General features: G+C 49.6%; 3 rRNA genes. All 3 read right to left on the bottom strand.

The annotated features are described in order from the left end of the window. Positions 1-117, bottom strand: a 5S ribosomal RNA gene (rrf, locus tag FFM74_RS13435). A gap of 72 nt (positions 118-189) precedes the next feature. Beyond that, positions 190-3,110, bottom strand: a 23S ribosomal RNA gene (locus tag FFM74_RS13430). Positions 3,111-3,317: 207 nt separating this feature from the next. After that, positions 3,318-4,782, bottom strand: a 16S ribosomal RNA gene (locus tag FFM74_RS13425); the annotation flags it as partial.

Raw genomic sequence — 4,782 nt, 5'->3', positions numbered from 1 at the left:
GCATGGCAACGTCCTACCCTCGCAGGGAGCGATCCCCCAACTACTCTCGGCGCTAAGAAGCTTAACTTCTGTGTTCGACATGGGAACAGGTGTATCCTTCTTGCCATCGTCGCCACACTATTGAGAACTTGTGCCCTCAAAACTAGCTAATATCAAATTATCTTTCCTATGAACCTAAACACCATTTGCTTGGTTAAGTCCTCGACCGATTAGTATTAGTCCGCTTCACACGTCACCGTGCTGCCACTTCTAACCTATCTACCTGATCATCTTTCAGGGGTCTTACTTCCATATAGGAATGGGAAATCTCATCTCGAGGTCTGTTTCACACTTAGATGCTTTCAGCGTTTATCAGATCCATACGTAGCTACCCAGCGATGCGCCTGGCGGCACAACTGGTACACCAGAGGTATGTCCATCCCGGTCCTCTCGTACTAAGGACAGCTCCTCTCAAATTTCCTACGCCCGCGACGGATAGGGACCGAACTGTCTCACGACGTTCTGAACCCAGCTCGCGTACCGCTTTAATGGGCGAACAGCCCAACCCTTGGGACCGACTACAGCCCCAGGATGCGATGAGCCGACATCGAGGTGCCAAACCTCCCCGTCGATGTGGACTCTTGGGGGAGATAAGCCTGTTATCCCCAGGGTAGCTTTTATCCGTTGAGCGATGGCCCTTCCATACGGTACCACCGGATCACTAAGCCCGACTTTCGTCCCTGCTCGACCTGTCTGTCTCGCAGTCAAGCTCCCTTGTGCCTTTACACTCTGCGAATGATTTCCAACCATTCTGAGGGAACCTTTGGGCGCCTCCGTTACTTTTTAGGAGGCGACCGCCCCAGTCAAACTGCCCACCTGACACTGTCTCCCGCCACGATTAGTGGCGCGGGTTAGAGTGGTCATACAGCGAGGGTAGTATCCCACCAACGCCTCCACCGAAACTAGCGTTCCGGTTTCTATGGCTCCTACCTATCCTGTACAAGCTGTACAAACACTCAATATCAAGCTACAGTAAAGCTCCATGGGGTCTTTCCGTCCTGTCGCGGGTAGTCCGCATCTTCACGGACAATATAATTTCACCGAGTCTCTCGTTGAGACAGTGCCCAGATCGTTACGCCTTTCGTGCGGGTCGGAACTTACCCGACAAGGAATTTCGCTACCTTAGGACCGTTATAGTTACGGCCGCCGTTTACTGGGGCTTCAATTCTGAGCTTCGCCGAAGCTAACCCATCCTTTTAACCTTCCAGCACCGGGCAGGCGTCAGCCCCTATACGTCATCTTACGATTTTGCAGAGACCTGTGTTTTTGATAAACAGTCGCCTGGGCCTATTCACTGCGGCTGATCTTGCGATCAGCACCCCTTCTCCCGAAGTTACGGGGTCATTTTGCCGAGTTCCTTAACGAGAGTTCACTCGCTCACCTTAGGATTCTCTCCTCGACTACCTGTGTTGGTTTGCGGTACGGGTAGTTAAATACTCACTAGAAGCTTTTCTCGGCAGTGTGACATCAGACGCTTCGCTACTAAATTTCGCTCCCCATCGCAACTTGTCCTTAAAGTGAAAAGCATTTGACTCTTCACAAGACTTATTGTTTGGACATTCTAATCCAACAGAATGCACATCTTAGCCTACTGCGTCCCTCCATCGTTCAAACGCATTTAACTAGTACAGGAATCTCAGCCTGTTATCCATCGTCTACGCCTCTCGGCCTCGACTTAGGTCCCGACTAACCCTGGGAGGACGAGCCTTCCCCAGGAAACCTTAGTCATTCGGTGGATGGGATTCTCACCCATCTTTCGCTACTCATACCGGCATTCTCACTTCTAAGCGCTCCACAAGTCCTTACAGTCTTGCTTCACCGCCCTTAGAACGCTCTCCTATCACGTGACCTAATGGTCACATCCACAGTTTCGGTAGTATACTTAGCCCCGGTACATTTTCGGCGCAGGATCACTCGACTAGTGAGCTATTACGCACTCTTTAAATGGTGGCTGCTTCTGAGCCAACATCCTAGTTGTCTGTGCAACTCCACATCCTTTTCCACTTAGTATACATTTAGGGACCTTAACTGGTGATCTGGGCTGTTCCCCTTTCGACGGTGGATCTTATCACTCATCGTCTGACTCCCGGATATGAATCAATGGCATTCGGAGTTTATCTGAATTCAGTAACCCAAGACGGGCCCCTAGTCCAAATAGTGCTCTACCTCCATGATCCTTAATCCGAGGCTAGCCCTAAAGCTATTTCGGAGAGAACCAGCTATCTCCAAGTTCGTTTGGAATTTCACCGCTATCCACACCTCATCCCAGCAATTTTCAACTTACACGGGTTCGGTCCTCCAGTGCGTTTTACCGCACCTTCAACCTGGACATGGATAGGTCACCTGGTTTCGGGTCTACAACCTCGTACTAAAATCGCCCATTTCAGACTCGCTTTCGCTACGGCTCCGACTTTTCAGTCTTAACCTTGCACGGGATCGTAACTCGCCGGTTCATTCTACAAAAGGCACGCCATCACGCATTAACGCGCTCTGACTTATTGTAGGCACATGGTTTCAGGAACTATTTCACTCCCCTTCCGGGGTGCTTTTCACCTTTCCCTCACGGTACTGGTTCACTATCGGTCACTAGGTAGTATTTAGCCTTGGGAGATGGTCCTCCCAGATTCCGACGGAATTTCACGTGTTCCGCCGTACTCAGGATACTGAACTGAGAAAGCTTGATTTAATCTACTGGGCTATCACCATCTATGGCGGATTTTCCCAAATCCTTCGACTATCAAACTTTTTGGTAACTCAAATGTTCAGTCCTACAACCCCAAAGAGCAAGCTCTCTGGTTTGGGCTGTTCCCCGTTCGCTCGCCGCTACTTAGGGAATCGAAATTTCTTTATTTTCCTGCTGCTAATGAGATGTTTCAGTTCACAGCGTTTACCTCCGACTAGACTATGTATTCATCTAGCGGTAACAGTTGATTAAAACTGCTGGGTTGCCCCATTCGGAAATCTCCGGATCATAGCTTACGTACAGCTCCCCGAAGCATATCGGTGTTAGTCCCGTCCTTCATCGGCTCCTAGTGCCAAGGCATTCACCATGCGCCCTTGTTAACTTAACCTTATTTTCCAAAGGAAAATACGATTAATTGAGTTTAGCGATTAAACTTCTTTTAAAAAACTCAAAAAACGCGGTGTTCTCGGTTTCATTATGAAAAAATATATTTGATATTATCTAGTTTTCAAAGAACAAGTTTGAGAGTTAGACCTCTCAAAACTAAACAAAGTTTCAACAATCATGTGTGTAAGGTTTCCGTAATATTCCTTAGAAAGGAGGTGATCCAGCCGCAGGTTCTCCTACGGCTACCTTGTTACGACTTCACCCTAATCATCTGTCCCACCTTAGGCGGTTGGCTCCCGAAGGTTACCCCACCGACTTTGGGTGTTACAAACTCTCATGGTGTGACGGGCGGTGTGTACAAGGCCCGGGAACGTATTCACCGCGGCATGCTGATCCGCGATTACTAGCGATTCCGACTTCATGTAGGCGAGTTGCAGCCTACAATCCGAACTGAGAATGGCTTTAAGAGATTAGCTTGCTCTCGCGAGTTCGCAACTCGTTGTACCATCCATTGTAGCACGTGTGTAGCCCAGGTCATAAGGGGCATGATGATTTGACGTCATCCCCACCTTCCTCCGGTTTGTCACCGGCAGTCTCACCAGAGTGCCCAACTTAATGCTGGCAACTGATAATAAGGGTTGCGCTCGTTGCGGGACTTAACCCAACATCTCACGACACGAGCTGACGACAACCATGCACCACCTGTATCCATGTCCCCGAAGGGAACGTCTAATCTCTTAGATTTGCATAGTATGTCAAGACCTGGTAAGGTTCTTCGCGTAGCTTCGAATTAAACCACATGCTCCACCGCTTGTGCGGGCCCCCGTCAATTCCTTTGAGTTTCAGCCTTGCGGCCGTACTCCCCAGGCGGAATGCTTAATGCGTTAGCTGCAGCACTGAAGGGCGGAAACCCTCCAACACTTAGCATTCATCGTTTACGGTATGGACTACCAGGGTATCTAATCCTGTTTGCTACCCATACTTTCGAGCCTCAGCGTCAGTTACAGACCAGACAGCCGCCTTCGCCACTGGTGTTCTTCCATATATCTACGCATTTCACCGCTACACATGGAGTTCCACTGTCCTCTTCTGCACTCAAGTTTCCCAGTTTCCGATGCACTTCTTCGGTTGAGCCGAAGGCTTTCACATCAGACTTAAAAAACCGCCTGCGCTCGCTTTACGCCCAATAAATCCGGACAACGCTTGCCACCTACGTATTACCGCGGCTGCTGGCACGTAGTTAGCCGTGGCTTTCTGGTTAAATACCGTCAATACCTGAACAGTTACTCTCAGATATGTTCTTCTTTAACAACAGAGTTTTACGAGCCGAAACCCTTCTTCACTCACGCGGCGTTGCTCCATCAGACTTTCGTCCATTGTGGAAGATTCCCTACTGCTGCCTCCCGTAGGAGTTTGGGCCGTGTCTCAGTCCCAATGTGGCCGATTACCCTCTCAGGTCGGCTACGTATCATTGCCATGGTGAGCCGTTACCTCACCATCTAGCTAATACGCCGCGGGACCATCCAAAAGTGATAGCCGAAGCCATCTTTCAAACTCAGACCATGCGGTCCGAGTTGTTATGCGGTATTAGCATCTGTTTCCAGGTGTTATCCCCCACTTCTGGGCAGGTTTCCCACGTGTTACTCACCAGTTCGCCACTCACTCAAATGTAA

This window comes from Lactiplantibacillus pingfangensis, from assembly GCF_005404945.1.
GTDB lineage: Bacteria > Bacillota > Bacilli > Lactobacillales > Lactobacillaceae > Lactiplantibacillus > Lactiplantibacillus pingfangensis.
The sequence above is the reverse complement of the archived record's forward strand: the minus strand, read 5'-3'. Positions and strand labels throughout refer to the sequence as shown.